The organism is uncultured Fibrella sp., assembly GCF_964250085.1.
Classification (GTDB): domain Bacteria; phylum Bacteroidota; class Bacteroidia; order Cytophagales; family Spirosomataceae; genus Fibrella.
The window spans coordinates 832,918-852,736 of record NZ_CAXUEC010000003.1 but is presented as its reverse complement, the minus strand read 5'-3'; the positions used below and the strand labels follow the sequence as shown (position 1 = coordinate 852,736).

Below are 19,819 nucleotides of genomic sequence, written 5' to 3'. Positions count from 1 at the left end.
GCAGACAGCCAGGTACGTTACTTCCTGATTGTCACGGTTTGTCCGGCCCGGCCCTGGCTGTTGAAGACCCGTAGTTTAACGGTGCTCGTAAACGGCAGCGGGCTCATATATACCGGGCTGGCGGCCGTTGGTTCGGTGCCGTCGGTGGTGTAGCGGATCGTTAGGCCGGGAAACTGTACGTTGGCGGCGAGCTTACCATCAGCGACTCTGGCCCCCGCCGTGGGAATGCGGTACTGAAAACCGCCCGCGTAGGTATCGAGCCGGGGAAGCTCCCGATTGCCTACAGTGTGCAGAAACGCCGACCAGGCCTGATTGTAGAGTTGATCGCTTTTCTGCTCCTCTTTTTCGAGTGCCCAGGCGGGATCTTTAGCCCACGCCCGTTCGGCAACGGCGAGCAGTTTGGGCAGCAATTTGTACTCAAACTGAACAGGGCTCCGGTTCGTTTCTGACCAGAGCGGCGCTTCGATACCCACCAGATTGGCTTTCCCCTTTTCCGTGATCGCCTCCCGACTTCTGATGCGGTTCTGGTCGATGCGCTGCCCCGTGTTATCGTCTTTCAGGTTGCGGAGGTAGTCGTAGGGAATAAAGTAAAACGGTTTGTCGATATCGACGTACCCACCCCAATACTGGCCCGCTTCTTCCGATAACTGGTTATACGCCAGGTCGATGTACAGATGCGTGACACCCGTCAGAATGACTTTATAACCGGCATTGGCCATGCGATAGGCCAGATCCTCGGCTCCCGAACCAGGCTCATTCTTCCAGACATTCACCCGAAATTTTTCGGGCGCAAACGCAGGGTTAGGTACCCAGACCGTCTTCTTGTTCTGAACCACTTTTTTCAGCCCGATTTCTTCCCAGCCCGACAGGAATAAGCCCCGTTTCTTCAGCACCTGATTCAGCTTGCCGAAGTAGTAATACCACAGATCATCCGTGGATTTGATTGCCTTATCGCTGGCCATTAACCGCTGTACGGCCGGCGATTTTTGCCAGACGCCCTGTGGCACTTCATCGCCGCCCATATGTATCGTTTTCAGTGGAGCGCCTGCCTCGCGGTACATGCCCACCAGATCGTCGATCACCCGCTCCAGAAACGTGTAGGTGGAGGGTAACGCCACATCAATCACGTTGTCGTTCCAGCCCTGCACCGATTCGTACACTGATTTGTCGGCCAGGTCGCGCAGCAAATACCGTTCTGCTTCTGCCTTTTTCCCGCTTGTCAGCATGGTCTGGTAGCGGGCATCCATCGCCCTCAGCGCGGCGCGGGCGTGTCCGGGTGATTCAATTTCGGGAATGACCTCGATATGCCGGTCACGGGCGTATGTCAGAATATCGATAAAGTCGGCCTTCTTGTAGAAACCGGTGCCTGCTTTATTGCTGGCATTCGGGCCAGAGCCATAGGAGGGCAGTAAGCTTTTCGTCTGATCGGCCGCATAGGCCCGTGTGCTACCCACCGACGTGAGTTCGGGTAACGAGGGCATTTCGACGCGCCAGCCTTCATCGTCGCTAAAGTGCAGGTGAAGGACGTTGAGTTTATACAAGCCCATCAGGTCCAGCACTTTAATGACTTCAGATTTAGGTTGAAAATTTCGGGCCACATCCATCATCAGGGCGCGGTAGCCGAAACGGGGGGCGTCTTTTACCAACAGGCCAGGCAACCGAACGGAACCTGCTTTGTCGGTTGATGCAGTAGGCGGTAGCACCGTCTGGAGCGACTGAATACCGTAGAAAATACCGGCTCTGGTCGCTGCCGAGATCACAACGCCCTCCTGATTTACCTGCAACTCATAGCCTTCAACCGGAACAGCGGGGTTTTTACGAAGTGAAATCGTTTTACCTGATCCCTGGGTGCGAATCGTGAGTTTTTTGTTGAGCGTTAAAGCGAGACTGGTAGCCAGAAATTCAGCTTCGGGCGCAAACTCAGCCGGTGCCACAATCGTAGTCTGCCCGTCAAGCAGAAAAGGCTGCCCCGTTTCCTGATATGAGGTGGGAGTAGGGAAGATCTTGGTTAATTTTTCGTCCGAAACCGGCTGAATAACGGCGTTCTGGGCGAAAATGCGTTCAGTTAATTTTCGGTCAGAGGCGTCGAACAGATCGCCCATGTTTACCGCTACATCAACGGGAAATGCCTGAGCAGGATTTTTATCGAAAACGAGGTAAAAACCCGCCGGGAAGTCGGTTCTATTACGGAGCCGCCGCGAGGCAATCTCGATGGTCGCCGACTGACCAGCACCAATGGGTTTGAAACCGGGACCTGGGCTCAACGAATGTAGGTCGCCGTTAACGGGTTTTACGCGGGCGAGGCTGACGTCGGTACTGCTGTAGGAGCCGCCGTTAAAAAACAACGTCCAGCCCGAAGCGGGCAGAGCATCCGTGCCCGTGTTTTGTAACGTTAGAACCATGCGGGAGCCCGCCCGAGGGTCGTTGCTGACCAGGGTCAGATTGATGGCTATTGGCTTTGAGCTGCCTGATACCATTGTTTGCCGCGCAGAACCGGATGCGGCGTATGACGGTGAGCCGCCAACAAAAGGAAGGCAGAGAAGCAAAAAGCCAGGTAGGTTAAGGCGCATTAGATGGGGGGGAAGCTGAATGAAAATTACTCTCTTAGTTTAATGGCTGGATGGGTTGCTTTCGCCGAGCCTGTCGAAAGGCCTACAGCAAAAAGGCAACCCATCCAGCCATCATTTTTACAAAAAAACGGGCCAAAGTAAATAGCTGTCAAGAAGCACAAAAATGCCCCGGTCTGCTGCCCGTAAACGCAGCAAGCCGGGGTAAGAAAAAACAGGCTACACCAGTCCTTTTTTCAGTTCGCTCACCGCATGGTTGGCTGCCCGTGCCGTAATGGCCATAAAGGTAAGCGACGGGTTTTGCGTTGAGGTCGAGGTCATGCAGGCACCATCGGTAACGAACACGTTTTTGCAGTGGTGCAACTGATTCCACTTGTTGAGCAGCGACGTTTTCGGGTCTTTTCCCATGCGTACGCCCCCCATTTCGTGAATGTCCAGACCCGGCGCTTTGTTAGGCTTATCGTGCGTCTGAATGTTTTTAAAGCCTGATACGGTCAGCATTTCGGTCATCTGCTCATGAAAATCACGAATCATTTTTTCGTCATTATCATCATAGGCCACCGATATTTTAAGCTGCGGAATGCCCCAGTCATCTTTCAGGGCTGCATCCAGCGCCACGTAGTTCGATTCTTTTGGAATGGTCTCGCCCATCATGTGCGAATTCACCCGCCACGGGCCATATTTGGGTTGCATCAGGCTGGCTTTCAGGTCTTCACCCAGCCCTGACGTATCTGTTTCGGTGGCACGGTACGAGCCAAAGCCAGCCGCATAGCCCCGCAGAAAATCAGTTTCCTGCTTGGCCACGTTTCGGAAACGCGGAATGTAGCTGCCGTTCGGCCGGATGCCATCGGTTGTCGTATCCTTAAACCCGTCATGCTCGGCCGAAATAGTTGTGCGGAAATTATGGAAAGCAACATACTTGCCCAGCAGCCCGTTGTCGTTGCCCAGTCCATTCGGGAAGCGGTGCGACGTAGAGTTCAGCAGAATCAGGTTGCTGTTCAGCGTGGCGGCATTCACGAAAACGATTTTGGCATAATACTCCGTCATCTGTTTGGTGTGTGCGTCAATTACCCGCACGCCCGTCGCCTTGTTTTTCTGCTCGTCGAAAATAATCGAGTGCACCACCGAATCGGGGCGGAGGGTGAGCTTTCCGGTGTTGGCCGCCCAGGGCAAGGTAGACGAGTTACTGCTGAAATAGCCGCCATACGGGCAACCCCGCTGACAGAGCGACCGGTTCTGGCACTGACCACGGCCCTGCTTCAGGTGAACCGGTTGCGGAGACGTCAGGTGCGCACAGCGGCCAATAATAACAGGGCGGCTGCCTTTGTAGTGCAGCGCCATCTGATCGGTGAAGTGCTTTTCTACACAGGACTGCTCATGTGGGGTCAAAAATTCACCATCGGGTAAACTCGCCAGCCCGTCTTTATTTCCTGATATGCCCGCAAATTTCTCGACATAACTATACCAGGGCGCAATGTCGGCGTAACCAATTGGCCAGTCAACGGCAAACCCGTCGCGGGCCGGTCCGTCGAAATCGTACTGCGACCAACGCTGTGTGCCCCGCGCCCACATGAGCGATTTGCCGCCCACCTGGTAGCCCCGAATCCAGTCGAAAGGTTTCTCCTGCACATAGGGATGTTCGGCGTCTTTGACAAAGAAGTGACTGGCATCTTCCCGGTTGGCGTAGCAGCGACTGGCCACAGGGTTGGCGTCTATATACTCTTTCGATAAGGACCCCAGGTGGGCAAATTCCCAGGGTTGCATCATGGTGGTGGGGTAGTCGGTAACGTGTTTCACGTCGCGCCCACGTTCCAGGACCAATGTACGTAACCCTTTGCCGGTAAGCTCTTTAGCTGCCCAGCCGCCGCTGATGCCGGAGCCAATAACGATCGCGTCGAACGTACGCGCTTTGATGGAATCTATGTTGAGTAAAGACATGATCGATTGGAGATAGATGATAAACGAAAAACGGCCGGCTCACTTACCGCCCGCCCGCAGTCAACTTGTCGATGGGCACACAGCCGTGGTAATAGCCCGGAGCCATGTTGAACTTCTGGACCGTCACCATGTAAAATTCGGAGTTGGTATAGCCCTGAATCGTGAGCCGTTTCATCAGCTCGACAAAAGCTTTCCCAACCGGATCCGTCGAAGCAGCTAGTTTCGTAAGCACCTCTTTACGCTGGTTGGCGTCGCAGGCAGAAAAAGATTTAGTAAAGGTCTGCTGGGCAGTCGATTCGGTCAAAACCAGCCCTTGTTGAAGCGTCGATTGGGCGGATTCCCCATAACAATCCCGGATCATCCGCATCGCAAATTGATGCACTTTCAGCGATTTGGCTCCCGGAGTGGATGCTCCCGGAGTGGATGCTCCCGGAGTGGATGCTCCCGGAGTGGTGGTTTCGGGAATGATCGTTTCCACGATGTCGCCCAGCAGCGCCTCGTCATCGACCGACACCGTTGATACGTACCCAAGTGAGTCGGGTGTCCAGTTCGAGGCCCAGGCGGGAAGCGCCACCAGACCCCCAAGTGTTGCGGCCAGTCCCCGAAGGGCAGTACGTCTTTGCATAAAGATGAGATGTAAGGTTAATCGTGATTGATTTCCCAAATGAACCGGCAAAAGCAGCGCTCCCAGGAACGGGTTGAGTGCCTCTGCCGTAAGCGTGATTCACTGTAGGAACGCGACTAAATAAGGAAAAGCCAGCAAACCCAAATCAGCTACTCTTTTTTAAGAATGAACGTACCTGGGACGCAACATACCACCCTGACTGTACGAAAAACATCACAACCGTACTGCCTCGCCGGTGCGTACACTTTCGTCGCAGGCGAAGGCAATGCGGAGGCTGTTTACGGCATCGGCCAGGTGGTCAGTCAGGTCGAGGTCATCGGTGATGGCTTGCAGAAAATAGCGTTGTTCGCGGTTGCAAAGCTCCTGATGGTTGGGCTCATCCTGCATGTCGATCCAGGTGTCGGGCTGAGCGAATTCATCGTCGGCGGTTAACTGGGCATGGTGAACGCGAAGTGATTCGGTCTTGGTGTGCGAATCCACATCGTCGGATTTACCCACTGCCCCGGCATTTTTAGCCACAATAGATACGCAGCCTTTGGGGCCAATAACGTCCTTGACAAAAAAGGCCGTTTCGCTCACCATCGGACCCCAGGCGGCTTCGTACCAGCCCACCGAACCATCTTCGAACCGTAGCTGCAACTGCCCGTAATTGTAATTATCCGCGGGAATGTCGTCGGTAAGCCGGGCACCAATGGCCGACACCCAAACGGGCTTCGAGCGCGTCATCTGGCACATCACGTCGATATAATGCACGCCACAATCGACGATCGGGCTGAGCGATTTCATCAAATTGCGGTGCACTGTCCACATGTAGCCGTGGCTCTGCTGGTTCAGGTTCATGCGCATCACCAGCGGTTTGCCGAGTTGCCGGGCTTCTTCCACGAACCGGGCCCATGACGGATGAACGCGCAGAATGTAGCCGACAACCACTTTTTTATTCGCCTTCTGCGCGGCTGCCACTACGCGCTCCGAACCGGCAACGGTGTCGGCCAGGGGCTTTTCGATGAATACGTGACAACCCGCTTCCAGCGCCCTAATGGCGTAAGCCTCGTGGGTGTCTGGGTACGTTGAAATGCAGACGGCATCGGGTTTTGTTTCGCGTAGCGCCGTGGCATACTCGTCGAAAAGGGGATACCCACCACCGAGTTTATCGTTCAGTACGTGCTTGCTCTGGCCGGTTGAAACCAGGCCGCATATCTGGAAACCATCGAGGGTATGGTAGGCAGTGGCGTGTGAGGCACCCATGTTGCCACAACCGACAACCAGCACGCGAAGGGGAGAAGAAGACATAGACAGTTGAATCAGGAAAAGAAAAAGATGCAATATAACGACAGGTGAACCCGACCGGCAAAACACACGTATATTGATCACGTAAACACGACCCTGCCTTTCATGCGCCACATTGTCATTATTGGTAACGGCATTGCCGGCATCACCGCCGCCCGCGAACTCCGTAAGGGAGGCGATGATCAGCTTACCGTTATCTCGTCTGAAACCGACCACCATTTCTCCAGAACGGCGCTCATGTATATCTACATGGGTCACATGACCTACGCCCACACAAAGCCGTATGAAGATTGGTTCTGGACAAAAAACCGCATCGATCTCCTTCGAGCGCATGTTACGACGATTGATTTTGGGAAGAAAAGCCTGAACATCGAGCTGCCAGATGGGTCAGAAAAAGCGCTGACCTACGATGTGCTGGTGCTGGCTGTTGGTTCGTCGCCCAATCGCCCCGGCGTGTTACAGGCCGGTCTTCGCGGTTTGCAGGGGCTATACGGCATGCCCGATCTGGAGCAGATGGAGTCACTCACCGACGCGAAACAGTCAGGTACGTTGGTCAACAGGGCGGTGGTAATTGGCGGCGGGCTGATCGGCATCGAACTGTGCGAAATGCTACTGTCGCGTGAGATTCCGGTTTCGTTTCTGGTGCGGGAGGATAGTTTCTGGCGAAGCGTGTTACCCGCCGAAGAGTCGGCGATGATAACCCGCCATATTCGGGCGCATCACGTCGACCTGCAACTGGAAACGGAAGTCGTTGAGGTGCATGATGATGGCACCGGTCGCGTTGGTGGGGTAACAACTAAAGCCGGAAACCGAATTGATTGCCAGTTCGTGGGCGTATCGGTCGGCGTATCAGCCAATATCGATTGGCTACGCGGAACGGCGCTGGAAACAGACCGGGGCATTCTGGTGGATACGTACCTGGCCACGAACATACCTGATGTGTACGCCATCGGCGACTGTGTGCAACACCGAACGCCGCCTCCCGGCCGTAAGCCTACCGAACAGATCTGGTATACGGGCCGCATTATGGGCGAAACGCTGGCGAAGACATTGCTGAACCAGAAAACAGCCTACGCGCCCGGCGTCTTTTTCAACTCCGCCAAGTTCTTCGACATCGAATACCAGACCTACGGCGACGTACCCGCCAACCTGCCCGACGACGGTACTGTTCAGTCGCTTTACTGGGAACATTCGAACGGCGAAAAAGCGATCCGCATCAATTACGCCGCTTCTGACAGAGCCGTAACCGGGGTAAACGCCTTCGGAATCCGCCAGCGGCAGGAGGTCTGGACGCGCTGGATCACGGAAAAACGGTCGCTCCAATATGTGCTGGAGCATTTGGCTCATGCCAATTTCGATCCCGAATTTTTTCGTCAGCACGAAGCCGACGTGCTAGCCGTTTACAACGCGCAACACCCCGATGCGCCGCTGCGGTTACGAGCCAAAAAGGGCTTGTTCGCGTTGTTTGGGAGGAATAAGTAGGTTTTAGTTAGCTGATTATAGCGATGTGCTGCGCGAGCCGAAGAGACCGACAACTTTTTTAAACTACTGGTTGTACCTCTGACATACTGTTGTCAAAGCACCGTAGGACCTTTGTCGAGTAATCAAAATTAGAAAACTATGACAACAGAGCAGGTGGCAAAAAGGTACTACGAACTGATCCAGCAGCATCAGTACGAGCAAATTCAAAATGAACTATACGCGCCCAACGCTGTCAGTATTGAACCAGAAAACGACAGCAACTTACCATTGGTTGTGCAGGGTATCGACGCACTTCGGCAAAAAGAAGGTCTGTTCTTCTCTCAAGTTGATGAGATGTTCGGCAGCTACATGAGCGAGACAGTCATATCGACCTTTTTCTTTTCCATGATGACTGGCATGGACGTCAAAATGAGCGGAAAGCAACGGAAGAAAAAAGAGCAGATTTGCGTCTTCGAAGTCCGAAACGGCAAGATTGTAAGAGAGCAGTTTTTCTACGACGATTTTGCCTGAATTAATACAACAAGGTTTCCTCAAACGGCTGGTTTTAAAATCAGCCGTTTGTTTTGCCAAAGGTTTTTATTAGGTATTGCTCAAATGTGATTTTATGCGGCTCAAAGTACTCGTCTTTGATTTCCAGCGTACTGATACTGGTCAGTGAGAACGAACGAAAGTCATTTCTCATCCTGCAAAAAGCAATTAGTACCCATTCATTTTTTTGGTTGGCATACAACGCGAACGGCTCTAAATCGCGGCGTGATTTTTCGCCATTTGCGTTAACATAATCAACTTGGATAACTGAATGCGTAAGAAGGGTTTTTTGAAGCTGGAGAAGCCAGGTGCTTTTTGGCGAACCGCTGATATAGGTATTGGTTACGCCCATCTTTTTCTCAAGCTGCTCGGTTCTATCTTTTAGAACGCGTGGCAAAACCGCCCTGATTTTTGCCGTTACAGAAGCAAATTCAGTAATCAAAGAGGTGTCTTTGCTAGATTGAATAATAAGCTCAGCCGTTAACAGCGCATTTGCTTCTGTTTCGGTAAGCATAATTGGCGGCACCTTATAACCATCCACTAAACTGTATCCTCTCCCTTCTTCTGTAACGATAGGTACGCCAGCCCCTTCCAGTAATTTGATGTCTCTATAGATCGTTCTAACGCTAACGCCAAACTTGTCTGCCAGAGTCTTCGAATTGACAAGCCGTCTTGATAAAAACTGGATAAGGATAGCTGTTATTCGAGATAAGCGTTTTATGTCATTGTCCATACCGAATAGGCATGTTCTCTGCCCATTTACTCGCCGCCTTGGATGATAAATTTCAGTGCGTTTCAAATGCCATCTCCGGCTCCGTCACTTCAACTAATCCTTCCGCATTTATAGCTGATAACTGCACGGGGATCAGTTCGTTAATGCGCAGCGGGTCGTAGTTGGCCACCACGCGAACGTAGTTTTCGGTGAAGCCCTGCATACGGCCGGTTGCTTCGTCTACATCATCTTCAAATAACACCGTTGCCGCCCGCCCGATCTGAGATTCGTAAAAAGCCCGCCGCTTTTTGTCCGACAGAATATGCAGCATCTTGCTCCGTTCGGCACGTACCTGACCCGGCACCACCGGCTTGATCGTGATGGCCGCTGTATTGGGCCGTTCCGAATACGTGAACACGTGCAGGTACGAAATCGGTAGTTCGTTCAGGAATTCGTACGTCTCGCGGAACAGGTCGTTCGTCTCGCCGGGATGCCCCACAATCACGTCGACACCAATGCAGGCATGCGGCATCAACGCCTTGATTTTCGCTACCCGTTCGGCATACAGTTCGCGCTTATACCGGCGGCGCATCAGGCCAAGTACCGTGTTGGAACCTGACTGGAGCGGCACGTGGAAATGCGGGACAAACCGCTTCGACTGAGCCACGAAATAGATAATTTCGTCGGTGAGCAGGTTCGGCTCGATGCTCGAAATACGGAAGCGATCAATGCCGTCAACCTCGTCGAGCGCCTGAATCAGCTCCAGAAACGTCTGGGTACGTTGTGGAGCCTGTCCGGGCACGTTCACCAGCCCGAAATCACCGATATTCACACCCGTCAACACGATCTCGCGCACGCCGCGCTCGGCAATTTCATGTGCTGCCCGGACCACGTTTTCGATCGTGTCGGAGCGGCTTTTGCCACGTGCCAGCGGAATGGTACAGTAGGCGCAGGGATAATCGCAGCCATCCTGCACCTTCAGAAACGTACGCGTCCGATCATTCAGCGAATAGGCAGCGTGGTAGTCGATGGCTTCCTCGATGTTTGAATTCAGCACCCGCCCCGGCTGACCAACGGCGGCTTTGGTAAATGTCGGCATCAACTCGGCGAGCCGGAATTTTTCGGCCGCTCCCAGCACCGCATCAACACCCGGAATCTCGGCAATTTCGGTGGGTTTCAACTGGGCGTAGCAGCCAAGGATAGCCACAAAGCCGTCTGGATTCACTTTTTGCGCCTCCCGGACAATCTTGCGGCATTTCTTGTCGGCGTTATCCGTCACCGAGCAGGTGTTGATGATGAAAATGTCGGGCTGCTGATTGAATTCTACGCGCTCGTAGCCCTCTTTCTCCATCATGCGGGCGAGGGTTGAGGTTTCCGAGAAATTCAGCTTGCAGCCAAGCGTATAAAAAGCCACTTTTTTCATATTCACTCCTAACACCCGTCATGCCATCGGGGTTTCATCCGGCAAAAATACAACAATGGAGGTAACGCGGACTTCAGTCCGCATCTGGTTTGATAAAATGCGGACTGAAGTCCGCGTTACCTCCACGAATCCAGCCCCAGCAACTTCTTGCCGAGATCGTTCAACTCGGCGGTTTTGTAGCGGGTCTTTTCCCAGTTACGGGGGTCGCCGGGGAACGCATACCCTTCGGGAGCCTGCCGGTCGCGCCATGAGGTGATGCGCCACTGACGGAGGGCTTCGTTGTCTTCCTGCGCGGGCATCATGGAAATGTACTGGGCAACACGGACTTTGTCGGTCGAGTGGTTGGGGCGAATGCCGTGGGCGAGCGTGCTATTGAAAATAAGCAGGTCGCCCGCTTCGAGTTTCACTTTCACAAACTCGAAGCCGGTGGTGTCGGGTTTGAACCGGTCACGGTCAGCGGGCTGGGTCAGTTTCCAGGTATCGTAAGTTCGGTATAGCTCAGGGATGCATTGAAAACCGCCCATGTTCTCGTCGGTCTGGTCGGCAAGCGCCAGCACACCCTGCACGTTCTGTGGGCGCGTTTCGGGGTCGTAATCCCAATGAATAAACCCTTTGAACGGCTGGTCGGGCTGAACCGGGAAGTTAAGGTTTGCCCGGTCGATGGTGACCCACAGTTTCTCGGTGCCCCAAACATCCACAAAGGCGTCGTACACGCGTTGGGTCTGTCGGTTGTCCCATTCGTGCTGATGGTTATACAGCTCGACCATGCCGGAGCCGATGAGTTCTTTCATCCGCATATCGGCGCGGGGCGGTGCATACCAGGTTGACTTATCAGTGGGGTCTTTTTCCTCAAACTCCCAGATGGTCTGCGCCAGCCGTTCGGCCTGTTCGCGCGGAACGGCCTGCTTGATGATCACGTACCCATTTTCGCGCCAGAACGTCCAGTCTTCTTCAGAGAGCACCCGCAACGGAGCACCCGATGATCGGTCGTTGAGGGGTTGCTGGCTGCTGGTCGCTGTTGATGGATTTCCCGGAATGTCGGTATGCGCATTGTCAGGAATCATGACAGGCGTCATGGTTGGCTGCATCGTCGGAGTCATAAATGGAATTTGTTTTTGTCGTGAAAGAATAAAACAAAACTACGTTGCTTGATGAGGTTGCTGTTAGCACGTACCTGACTCGTTTTTGCACTATATTGCTCTGTAGTTACTGAAATAGGAAACGAAAGAGTAAATAATCGTGAATTATCCAGAACTCACGATTCACGTTAAATGAATATTGCCCGATGAAAATCGCTCTCGAAGAAATCCGGCCCGACGCTGACAGTTCCTTCCGTATTCTGCTTACGCCGCATCTGGAAAACGTATTTCTCTGGCATTACCACCCCGAATACGAGATTGTGTATATCGACGGGGCCAGTGGCACCCGGCACGTAGGCGAGCATATTTCGCGCTACGACGGCAGCGACCTGGTCTTTATCGGCCCGAACATCCCGCATCTAAACTTCGACTACGGGGTGAAGACCGATTACCGGAAAGTGGTGGTACAACTGAACGAATCGTTTCTGGGCGAAGGATTCTGGAAAGCACCTGAATTTGCCCGGATAGCCACGCTCTTCGAGCGGGCAAGGGCGGGCATTTCGTTTGGCGGGGAAACCAAAAAAGTCGTTGGTGCCCAGTTGCAGGCGTTGGCCAATCTGCCCCCGTTCCAGCGCATGATGGCGTTGCTGACCATCTTTCAGCAGTTGGCAATGAGTGACGAGGCCACGTCGCTGCATGGAAAGCCAGTGACGGGGGCGTCTACCCTGCGTGAACAGGAACGGCTCCGTCGGCTTTACCAATTTATTGACGAGCAGTTTGCCCGAAAGATCGACATTCCGCAAGCGGCCAGCGTCGCTAACCTGACCGACGCCGCTTTTTGCCGCTACATCAAACGGATGACGGGGTTGACCTTCACGCAACTCCTGAATCAGTACCGGGTAAATCAGGCCCGGAAACTACTCCTGTCCGACTTTACGGTGACCGAAGCAGCGGAGGCCAGCGGATTCGAGAGCCTGTCGTATTTCAATAAAATATTCCGGCGTGTGACGGGCGAAAACCCGTTGCAATTCAAAAAAAGGCATCGTGAGTACTACTGCCCAACCTGATTAAAATAGCGTAAAGCTGCAACGTACCCACCGCATTTTTCGTAAGACGAAGTACTCTGTCTATCCAGAAGATACCCGTCATATGACAAAACCGTTACTCGTATCGTTACTCTCGCTGATAAATACCCTGACCTGGGCACAGGACTTGCCGCCCATGCGGGTCAAACGGGTGCCGCAACAGCGGAATCTCACCGTTTCGGGCCGCATCACAGATGCCAAAAACGCGGAAAACCTGCCCTTTGCCTACGTTCGGGTTCGGAATACTAAACTCATCGCCCAAACCAACGTCGATGGTTTTTTTACCTTGCTGAACGTACCCAGCGACACATGTACGCTGGAAATCAGTTATATCGGCTTTAAAGATGCCATTCATCCGCTCATACCGGGCGAGCCAGCACGGCGGCTGGTGATTGAACTGGAGCAGACCCGAACCGACCTCGACGAACTTCAGGTGAGCGGCCAGAAAGCCGAAGTGATGCGTGCCGCCGAGACCATCGGTATGGTACAACTCACGCCCCGTAACCTGACTAAATTGCCGAACGTAGGTGAACGCGACCCATTCCGTGCCCTGCAACTGATGCCCGGCGTCAGCGCCGCCAACGAATCATCGGCTGGCCTGTACGTCCGCGGCGGAACCCCCGATCAGACGCTGGTGCTGCTCGATGGCTTTACCGTGTATCAGGTCGACCACCTCTACGGTTTCTTTTCGGCGTTTAACTATAATGCGCTGAAAGATATTCAGTTACAGAAAGGTGGCTTTGGTGCCAAATACGGCGGTCGGCTGTCGGGCGTGGCCGAAATGACCGGGAAGGAAGGCAGCCGCAAAGGGTTTAATGTTGGCGGAGATGCTAGTTTCTTAAGTGTAAATGCCTTTGCCGAAGGGCCGATTGGCAACAAGGTAACCGTGATGGTGGCCGGTCGCCGGTCGTTCAAAGGGCCGTTGTACACCAAACTGTTCGACCAGTTTCAGACTACGCAATCCACGCAGCCGCAGGTGCCTGCCGGTCGGGGAAGGCTGAATCAGGTAGCTACCACGCAGACCGTCGCCTCTTATTTCTACGACGTGAACGGCCGGGTCACCTACCGCCCCACTGATCAGGATCAGGTGACGTTGAGCGTTTATAATGGACAAGATTATTTGGATAACTCGCAGAATATCAGTCTGCCCGCCTTCAATCGGGGACCAAACAGCACGACCGCCGCCATCGGTGGTAGTCTGAGCAACACCGATTTGTCGAACTGGGGGAATACAGGTAGCAGTCTGAAGTGGTCGCGCCGGTGGTCGGATACATTTTACACGAATACCCTGGTCAGTTACTCCAACTACTACAGCCATCGCGATATTTCCAACCAGGTATCCATTCAGCGGGGACCGACAACACGGAATAATGCCAATTTTGGTACGCTGGAAGATAATAACCTGATTGATCAGTCGATAAAAACGGACCTCACCTGGCAACCCTCCGCGGCGCATCAGGTAGAAGCCGGTCTGCAATACACGCGCCTGGTCATCGATTACGCCTACAAGCAGAACGATACGCTGACGGTGCTGGGCAAGAACGACCGGGGGCAACTTATCACCGCCTACGTGCAGGATCGTCTTCGCCTGCTCGACAACAGGCTGACTGTTACGCCGGGGATCCGCCTCACGCAGTATGGCGTAACGGGCAAGCTTTACGCCGAACCCCGTTTGTCAGCGGTGTATCAGGCCACGCAGCAATTTCGGTTGAAAGCGGCCGTGGGCAACTACTACCAGTTTATCAAGCAGGTAACGCGCGAAGACATCTCACAGGGCAACCGCACTTTCTGGCTATTGTCGGGGACGGAATCGCTGCCCGTGGCGTCCGCGAGGCATTACATTGCCGGAGCGAGCTACGAAACGGCGGGCTACCTGTTCGATGTCGAGGCCTACGCCAAAGACCTGAGCGGCGTTACCGAATACACGCTGCGTTTTGCGCCGCAGATTGGGCGTGGTCTGGTGCCCAGCGAAACGTTTTTCAATGGAACCGGTACCGTGCGCGGAGTAGATGTGCTGGTGCAGAAGAAATTTGGCGCCTACACGGGCTGGGTTGGCTACACCTACGCGATGGCCAAAAGCAACATTGCCGCCTTTGGCGATCAGCCCTACTACGCTAACCAGGATGTGCGCAACGAGTTCAAATCAATCAATACGTACCATTACAAACGCTTCGACTTTGCCGCGACGTTTATTTATGCCGGCGGCAAACCGTATACGTCGATCGTTGGCGAATACAGCGTAAAACTGCTCGATGGCACCAGCAAGACATTCACGACGCCATCCGGCAAAAACGCCAACCGCTTCCCCGACTATCACCGCCTTGATCTATCGGCGACGTACACCTTTAAGCACGGAAGCATTGGAGTATCGGTGTTTAACGTGTATGACCGCAAAAACGTCTGGTACAAGAAATTCACGTCGGTCAGCGATGGAAGCAACAGTCAACTGGTCGTCACCGACGTAACGTACCTGGGCATTACCCCAAACCTCATTCTTTCCTACCGCCTTCGCTAGATGAAACCAGCTATAACCACTCGAATCAACCGACATACCGGAGCCCTGTCCGGCGCAGCCAGCCTACGTACCTGGCTTGCGGCGGTCTGTCTCGGCATACTACTGATGGTAACGGGGTGTACCGAAAAAACAACGGCCATTGCCCCCGATGATCAGCCAGTCATAGAAGCGTATCTGGCCGTTGGTCAGCCCATGATGGTGCGCGTCACGAAACAGATTCCGTTTTCGACCGATACAACCGGACAGGGGAAGCCCGTCGAAGGCCTGTCGATCAGCATCAGTAGCGGCGGCAGCACGTACCCGCTCAGGTACGTTGGCGACGGGCAATACCAGTCCAATCCGGACGTGAAACCGCAGGTTGGCAAGACCTACACGATGGCGTTTGATTACCTCGGCCAGCGCGTGTCGGCCACAACGCAGATTCCAACGAAGCCCGTGAACTACCAGCAGGACGTTACGGAGTTGATTCGCACGGCACCCGGCGCGGGGGGCGGCCCCGGTGGACCAGGCGGTGGTATTTTGCAACAACTCCAGTCGGCCGTTCGATTGACCTGGCAAAACCCAACGGCTGATTATTACTTCGTTGTGGTCGATAATATCGAGGCAAACCCGGTGCTGATCAACCAAAACGTGAACCCGAACCGGCCATTAGCCCAGAATCGCCGGTTCCGAAACCAGCCAACACAGAGCGATTTCGACGACGTACAGGGACTGAGCTTTCAATACTATGGCAAGCACAGGATGATCCTCTTTCACCTTAACCCTGATTACGCCGCCCTGTACAAGCAGAGCAGTACCTCGACCCAGAACATCGCCACGCCACCAACTACCGTCGTCAACGGCCTCGGCATCTTCACCGGCGTGAACACCGATACGCTCTATGTCAATGTGAAAGCGCAGTAGTTCAGGAAAGCCATAACACAGAGCTACACGGAGGTGACACGGAGTTTCACAGAGAATAAACCTTGCTCTGTGAAACTCCGTGTCACCTCCGTGTAGCTCTGTGTTATGGCTTTTTAACTTTTCTTCCGTTCGCCGTTTAGCTCCAGCAGTTTCAGCCCAAGCAGTCCATTCAAGCCACCGTCTGACCCACCGTCGGCCCCGCCGTTGATCACCAGATCGGGGATGATCTTGATCTGGCCTTTGCCAATTTCTTCGGTGATCTTGTACCGGGTGAAGTTATCGCCGCCCATCGCCTTCACCTGCAATTCGTAGGCTTCGGCGGTCGATTTACCGATGGCCAGGATCTTTTCGGCTTCGGCAGCCCCCGTTTTCGCAATACGCTCGGCTTCTGCTTCGGCGGTCAGTTTGGTCGCATCCGCTTCGGCCGATGCCTGACGGCGACGCGCTTCAGCGTTGGCTTCGGCCCGTACTTTCGTAGCCTGTGACTCGGCACCAACCTGTAGCTGTAAACTGCGCGCTTCCCCTTCGCTTTTCTTGACGGCCGCATTGGCGGTGCGTTCGGCAATTTCTACGCTCTGCTGCGCCTTCACGATCTCGCGCTGCATTTCGGCAATGGCCGTCTCGCGTTCGTAGCCCTGCCGTTTTTCCTGAGCCATGCGTTGCGTGTCGTATGTCTTTTCCTCTTCCTGCGCCACTTTTCTGTCGGTCAGCGTTTTCATCAGGGCTTCGGGCGGCACAATGTCACCAATCAGCGTATCAACGGCGTTTACGTTGTAAATTTCCAGCACCTGCCGAATATGCTCCCGCGCCGATTCCTGTCGCTCTTTCCGGGTGCTCAGAAACGCGATCACGTCAGAATCCTGCGCCGAGTTGCGGAAATAGTTACCAATCGTGGGCTCCAGCACCTGCGATACCAGGTTGACCATCGACCCAAACCGGGCAATGACTTTCGGCGCTTCGTTGGCCGGAATATGGATGATCTGCGCCACATCGAGGTTGAACGGAAAACCGTCGCGCGACCGTACCGTGATCGTCGACAGATTTCGATCCAGGGCGTGGGCTTCAGACCGGGCATTGGCCCAGTTCAGCACCAGGTTGGTGGTAGGTACGTTCTCGACCTTCATCGTGTACACATTCACCGGATATTTGCCCGGTCCCAGTGGTTCCATCCACACGCCCCGAAACCCTTTATGCACAATATTGCCGTGCTTGAACGTGTCGCCCGTCATGTCTACCCCATCTTCACCGATGTACGAAATCACGACGCCAACGTACCCAATCGGCACTTCGGTCATGGGCGTCTGCTCAATCTGCACCGCCCAGGGGTTGATATAATACGAACCGGCCAGAACCACCTGCGGCTGTAAACCCCGGTTGCCGCCATTCTGCAAAAAGCTGTCGATATCCTGGAAGTTATTATGTCCCTCAACCTGCCTGCCTGCAATCTGTCCCGGTTGTAACGGAGCCCCATCGAGCGCCGTAACAATGCCTACCATGTTCTCTTTCACGTCGGTCATTGGCGACATGGTGACGGTAAACGCATAGGGGTTGATCCGGTACGTACCTGGCGTCAGAATCGACGTTTGCCGGCCTTTCTGCCCACCGCTGTCCAGAAAGCGGATCGTATCCTGAAAATTGTCGGATTCAACGCGCCGGGCCAGAATGTTTCCCGTCGGCAGTTCGCGCCCGTCGTTGGCCAGTACCAGACCAACGTTGCCTTCGGGAACGACCGTAAAGGGTTGCATCTCCACCCCGTATTGCCACGGCCACATCCACCAGTAGAGACCAGGGGCCAGCGTTTTTGCCTGGTAGCCGGCTTCCCCTTTTGTCGCCAGAATTCGCCCGTCGGGCAGTGCGCGGTCGTCGCCAACCAGCACAAACTTCCTGGTTACCAGGCCAATCCTGTCTTCGGGCACGATGACCATGCCGAACAGGAAGCGTAGCACAAACTTGTATAACACAATGGCTACCAGCAGGATGGGCACCCAGGCCCATCCCGATAAAGAGGAGAAATCTGTCATTTTATCCGTTTAGATTAAGTTGGTTTTTGATCAGAATCACTTGCGAAACGATCATGGGTCAAATGTATCAGGCCGGATGAAGACTCGTATAACCGTCTGGATGTACGGTTGCCCGGTGGCCGGATTGGCTACCTGAATTGACGGATGGTGGACACCACTACTGGCTTATAGCGCCGGTTTATGAAATGGGTAGTAAGGCGCTTTTTCTGAATTATATGAAGTAAATCTGGTGAGAATATAGAGCAGTTTTAACCGCAGAACTGCTTTTTGGCGGCTGGCCCGTATTCCCTTTAAAATTGGCTTGACAGATGATAAATTGGTTAAAATTGGATTTAACAACTATTAATTGTAATATAGAGAATATGCCTATATAAAATCCTGCTGATTAAGCCAATTGCCTTTTTTTATTTTGGAAAGAGGCCTCTATATTTGATGCCGACAGTACCACCCACGTACCGCAAAACAATAAATCGACCTCTCCAAACACATGGCAAAGTCTAAATTAGAGTACATCTGGCTCGATGGTTACAAGCCCACCCAAAGCCTCCGGTCAAAAACGAAGATTGAAGAAGATTTTTCAGGTAACCTGGAAGATTGCTCAATGTGGTCATTCGATGGCTCCTCGACCGAGCAGGCCGCCGGTGGTTCATCAGACTGTTTGTTGAAGCCCGTTTACATTTGCCCTGACCCGCAGCGTAAGAATGCGTTTCTGGTGATGTGCGAAGTGTTGAACGCCGACGGTACGCCACACCCAACCAACGGCCGTGCTACGATTGAAGACGATGATAACGATTTCTGGTTCGGTTTCGAGCAGGAGTATTTCCTCTACGACACGGCTACCAATAAGCCATTAGGTTTCCCCGAAGAAGGTGACCCAGCCCCACAAGGTCCCTATTATTGTTCGGTAGGTGCCAACAATGCATTTGGCCGCAACATCATCGAAGAACACCTCGACGTGTGCCTCGACGCTGGCCTGAACGTAGAAGGCATCAACGCCGAAGTAGCCCCCGGCCAGTGGGAGTTTCAGATTTTTGCTAAAGGTGCCCGTGAAGCCGGCGACCAGATCTGGATTGCCCGTTACTTGCTCGAGCGCATCGGCGAAAGCTACGATGTAGCCATCAACTGGCACTGCAAGCCACTAGGTGTAGATGCTGACTGGAACGGTTCAGGCATGCACGCAAACTTCTCGAACACGGCGCTGCGCACATCGGGTAGTAAGGAAGTATACGATGCTATCTGTCAGTCGTTTGCTCCTGCTGATGTAGTGAAAGCCCATATCGACGTATACGGTGCCGACAACCACCTGCGGTTGACGGGCAAGCACGAAACCCAGTCGATCGACCAGTTCTCGTACGGTATATCTGACCGGGGTGCGTCGATCCGTATTCCTATCGCTACCGTACAGCGCGGCTGGAAAGGCTGGCTGGAAGATCGTCGCCCAAACTCGGCCGCCGATCCATATAAAGTAGCTGCTGTGATCATTAAAACGGTTAAGTCGGCCGCTCTGCCCGAACTGGCTTAGTCCGCGGACTATTCTTACCCTTCGCCAAAACGGCCCGTCGGTAACGACGGGCCGTTTTTTTTGTATGTTTGGCAGGAAAAACAGCATTCTTTAAAGCGTGTTTTTGTAGGTCGGTTTGTTCATATGACGTCC

General features: G+C 53.7%; 14 protein-coding genes. 6 read left to right on the top strand and 8 right to left on the bottom strand.

Annotation, left to right across the window (positions count from 1 at the left end; genetic code table 11):
• Positions 1–17: 17 nt before the first annotated feature.
• From ACFE8Q_RS13175 to ACFE8Q_RS13160, 4 genes are all read right to left on the bottom strand, one after another.
• Positions 18–2,570 (bottom strand): family 20 glycosylhydrolase, encoded by a 2,553-nt coding sequence (locus ACFE8Q_RS13175; protein ID WP_375445855.1) that lies wholly within the window; start codon positions 2,568–2,570, stop codon positions 18–20.
• Between the two features lie 216 nt (positions 2,571–2,786).
• Positions 2,787–4,505 (bottom strand): GMC oxidoreductase, encoded by a 1,719-nt coding sequence (locus ACFE8Q_RS13170; protein ID WP_375445854.1) that lies wholly within the window; start codon positions 4,503–4,505, stop codon positions 2,787–2,789.
• 43 nt (positions 4,506–4,548) lie between these two features.
• A complete protein-coding gene (locus ACFE8Q_RS13165) occupies positions 4,549–5,130 on the bottom strand; it encodes a gluconate 2-dehydrogenase subunit 3 family protein (protein ID WP_375445853.1) in 582 nt (193 codons plus the stop codon).
• A 213-nt stretch (positions 5,131–5,343) separates the two neighbouring features.
• The gene (locus ACFE8Q_RS13160; RefSeq protein ID WP_375445852.1) at positions 5,344–6,420 is read right to left on the bottom strand and encodes a Gfo/Idh/MocA family protein; all 1,077 of its coding nucleotides are present in this window, start codon (positions 6,418–6,420) and stop codon (positions 5,344–5,346) included.
• Positions 6,421–6,522: 102 nt separating this feature from the next.
• On the opposite strand from ACFE8Q_RS13160, the gene ACFE8Q_RS13155 reads away from it, so the two are divergent.
• Positions 6,523–7,899, top strand: coding sequence for an NAD(P)/FAD-dependent oxidoreductase (locus ACFE8Q_RS13155; protein ID WP_375445851.1), 1,377 nt, complete (start codon positions 6,523–6,525; stop codon positions 7,897–7,899).
• Positions 7,900–8,037: 138 nt separating this feature from the next.
• Positions 8,038–8,409, top strand: coding sequence for a SnoaL-like domain-containing protein (locus ACFE8Q_RS13150; protein WP_375445850.1), 372 nt, complete (start codon positions 8,038–8,040; stop codon positions 8,407–8,409).
• Between the two features lie 40 nt (positions 8,410–8,449).
• Here the strand turns inward: ACFE8Q_RS13150 and ACFE8Q_RS13145 are convergent, their stop codons facing one another.
• The 3 genes from ACFE8Q_RS13145 to ACFE8Q_RS13135 all read right to left on the bottom strand — a co-directional run bounded on the left by ACFE8Q_RS13145 (position 8,450) and on the right by ACFE8Q_RS13135 (position 11,662).
• The gene (locus tag ACFE8Q_RS13145; RefSeq protein WP_375445849.1) at positions 8,450–9,160 is read right to left on the bottom strand and encodes a helix-turn-helix transcriptional regulator; all 711 of its coding nucleotides are present in this window, start codon (positions 9,158–9,160) and stop codon (positions 8,450–8,452) included.
• 52 nt (positions 9,161–9,212) lie between these two features.
• Positions 9,213–10,562: a tRNA (N(6)-L-threonylcarbamoyladenosine(37)-C(2))-methylthiotransferase MtaB gene (mtaB, locus tag ACFE8Q_RS13140; protein WP_375445965.1), complete on the bottom strand. Its 1,350-nt coding sequence runs from the start codon at positions 10,560–10,562 to the stop codon at positions 9,213–9,215.
• Between the two features lie 116 nt (positions 10,563–10,678).
• Positions 10,679–11,662, bottom strand: coding sequence for a phytanoyl-CoA dioxygenase family protein (locus ACFE8Q_RS13135; RefSeq protein ID WP_375445848.1), 984 nt, complete (start codon positions 11,660–11,662; stop codon positions 10,679–10,681).
• 185 nt (positions 11,663–11,847) lie between these two features.
• Here ACFE8Q_RS13135 and ACFE8Q_RS13130 point away from each other — a divergent pair, with 185 nt between their 5' ends.
• The 3 genes from ACFE8Q_RS13130 (at position 11,848) to ACFE8Q_RS13120 (ending at position 16,144) form a co-directional block, all read left to right on the top strand.
• Positions 11,848–12,708 (top strand): helix-turn-helix domain-containing protein, encoded by an 861-nt coding sequence (locus ACFE8Q_RS13130; RefSeq protein ID WP_375445847.1) that lies wholly within the window; start codon positions 11,848–11,850, stop codon positions 12,706–12,708.
• Positions 12,709–12,790: 82 nt separating this feature from the next.
• Positions 12,791–15,241, top strand: a complete 2,451-nt coding sequence (locus tag ACFE8Q_RS13125) for a TonB-dependent receptor domain-containing protein (RefSeq protein ID WP_375445846.1) — start codon at positions 12,791–12,793, stop codon at positions 15,239–15,241.
• The gene (locus ACFE8Q_RS13120; RefSeq protein WP_375445845.1) at positions 15,242–16,144 is read left to right on the top strand and encodes a DUF4249 family protein; all 903 of its coding nucleotides are present in this window, start codon (positions 15,242–15,244) and stop codon (positions 16,142–16,144) included.
• 113 nt (positions 16,145–16,257) lie between these two features.
• On the opposite strand, the gene ACFE8Q_RS13115 is transcribed toward ACFE8Q_RS13120, so the two are convergent.
• Positions 16,258–18,165 carry an SPFH domain-containing protein gene (locus ACFE8Q_RS13115; protein WP_375445844.1) on the bottom strand — a complete coding sequence of 636 codons (1,908 nt, stop codon included), beginning with the start codon at positions 18,163–18,165 and terminating at the stop codon, positions 16,258–16,260.
• A gap of 487 nt (positions 18,166–18,652) precedes the next feature.
• Between ACFE8Q_RS13115 and ACFE8Q_RS13110 the strand changes: the two genes are divergently transcribed.
• Positions 18,653–19,687, top strand: a complete 1,035-nt coding sequence (locus ACFE8Q_RS13110) for a glutamine synthetase beta-grasp domain-containing protein (RefSeq protein ID WP_375445843.1) — start codon at positions 18,653–18,655, stop codon at positions 19,685–19,687.
• The last annotated feature ends 132 nt before the right edge of the window (positions 19,688–19,819 follow it).

Excerpts from the sequence above, each read along its gene's own strand:
- ACFE8Q_RS13115 (WP_375445844.1), bottom strand. The coding sequence starts at position 18,165 with ATGACAGATTTCTCCTCTTTATCGGGATGGGCCTGGGTGCCCATCCTG.
- ACFE8Q_RS13110 (WP_375445843.1), top strand. The coding sequence starts at position 18,653 with ATGGCAAAGTCTAAATTAGAGTACATCTGGCTCGATGGTTACAAGCCC.
- ACFE8Q_RS13130 (WP_375445847.1), top strand. The coding sequence starts at position 11,848 with ATGAAAATCGCTCTCGAAGAAATCCGGCCCGACGCTGACAGTTCCTTC.
- ACFE8Q_RS13150 (WP_375445850.1), top strand. The coding sequence starts at position 8,038 with ATGACAACAGAGCAGGTGGCAAAAAGGTACTACGAACTGATCCAGCAG.
- ACFE8Q_RS13165 (WP_375445853.1), bottom strand. The coding sequence starts at position 5,130 with ATGCAAAGACGTACTGCCCTTCGGGGACTGGCCGCAACACTTGGGGGT.
- ACFE8Q_RS13120 (WP_375445845.1), top strand. The coding sequence starts at position 15,242 with ATGAAACCAGCTATAACCACTCGAATCAACCGACATACCGGAGCCCTG.
- ACFE8Q_RS13160 (WP_375445852.1), bottom strand. The coding sequence starts at position 6,420 with ATGTCTTCTTCTCCCCTTCGCGTGCTGGTTGTCGGTTGTGGCAACATG.
- ACFE8Q_RS13125 (WP_375445846.1), top strand. The coding sequence starts at position 12,791 with ATGACAAAACCGTTACTCGTATCGTTACTCTCGCTGATAAATACCCTG.
- ACFE8Q_RS13155 (WP_375445851.1), top strand. The coding sequence starts at position 6,523 with ATGCGCCACATTGTCATTATTGGTAACGGCATTGCCGGCATCACCGCC.
- ACFE8Q_RS13145 (WP_375445849.1), bottom strand. The coding sequence starts at position 9,160 with ATGGACAATGACATAAAACGCTTATCTCGAATAACAGCTATCCTTATC.
- ACFE8Q_RS13135 (WP_375445848.1), bottom strand. The coding sequence starts at position 11,662 with ATGACTCCGACGATGCAGCCAACCATGACGCCTGTCATGATTCCTGAC.
- mtaB (WP_375445965.1), bottom strand. The coding sequence starts at position 10,562 with ATGAAAAAAGTGGCTTTTTATACGCTTGGCTGCAAGCTGAATTTCTCG.
- ACFE8Q_RS13175 (WP_375445855.1), bottom strand. The coding sequence starts at position 2,570 with ATGCGCCTTAACCTACCTGGCTTTTTGCTTCTCTGCCTTCCTTTTGTT.
- ACFE8Q_RS13170 (WP_375445854.1), bottom strand. The coding sequence starts at position 4,505 with ATGTCTTTACTCAACATAGATTCCATCAAAGCGCGTACGTTCGACGCG.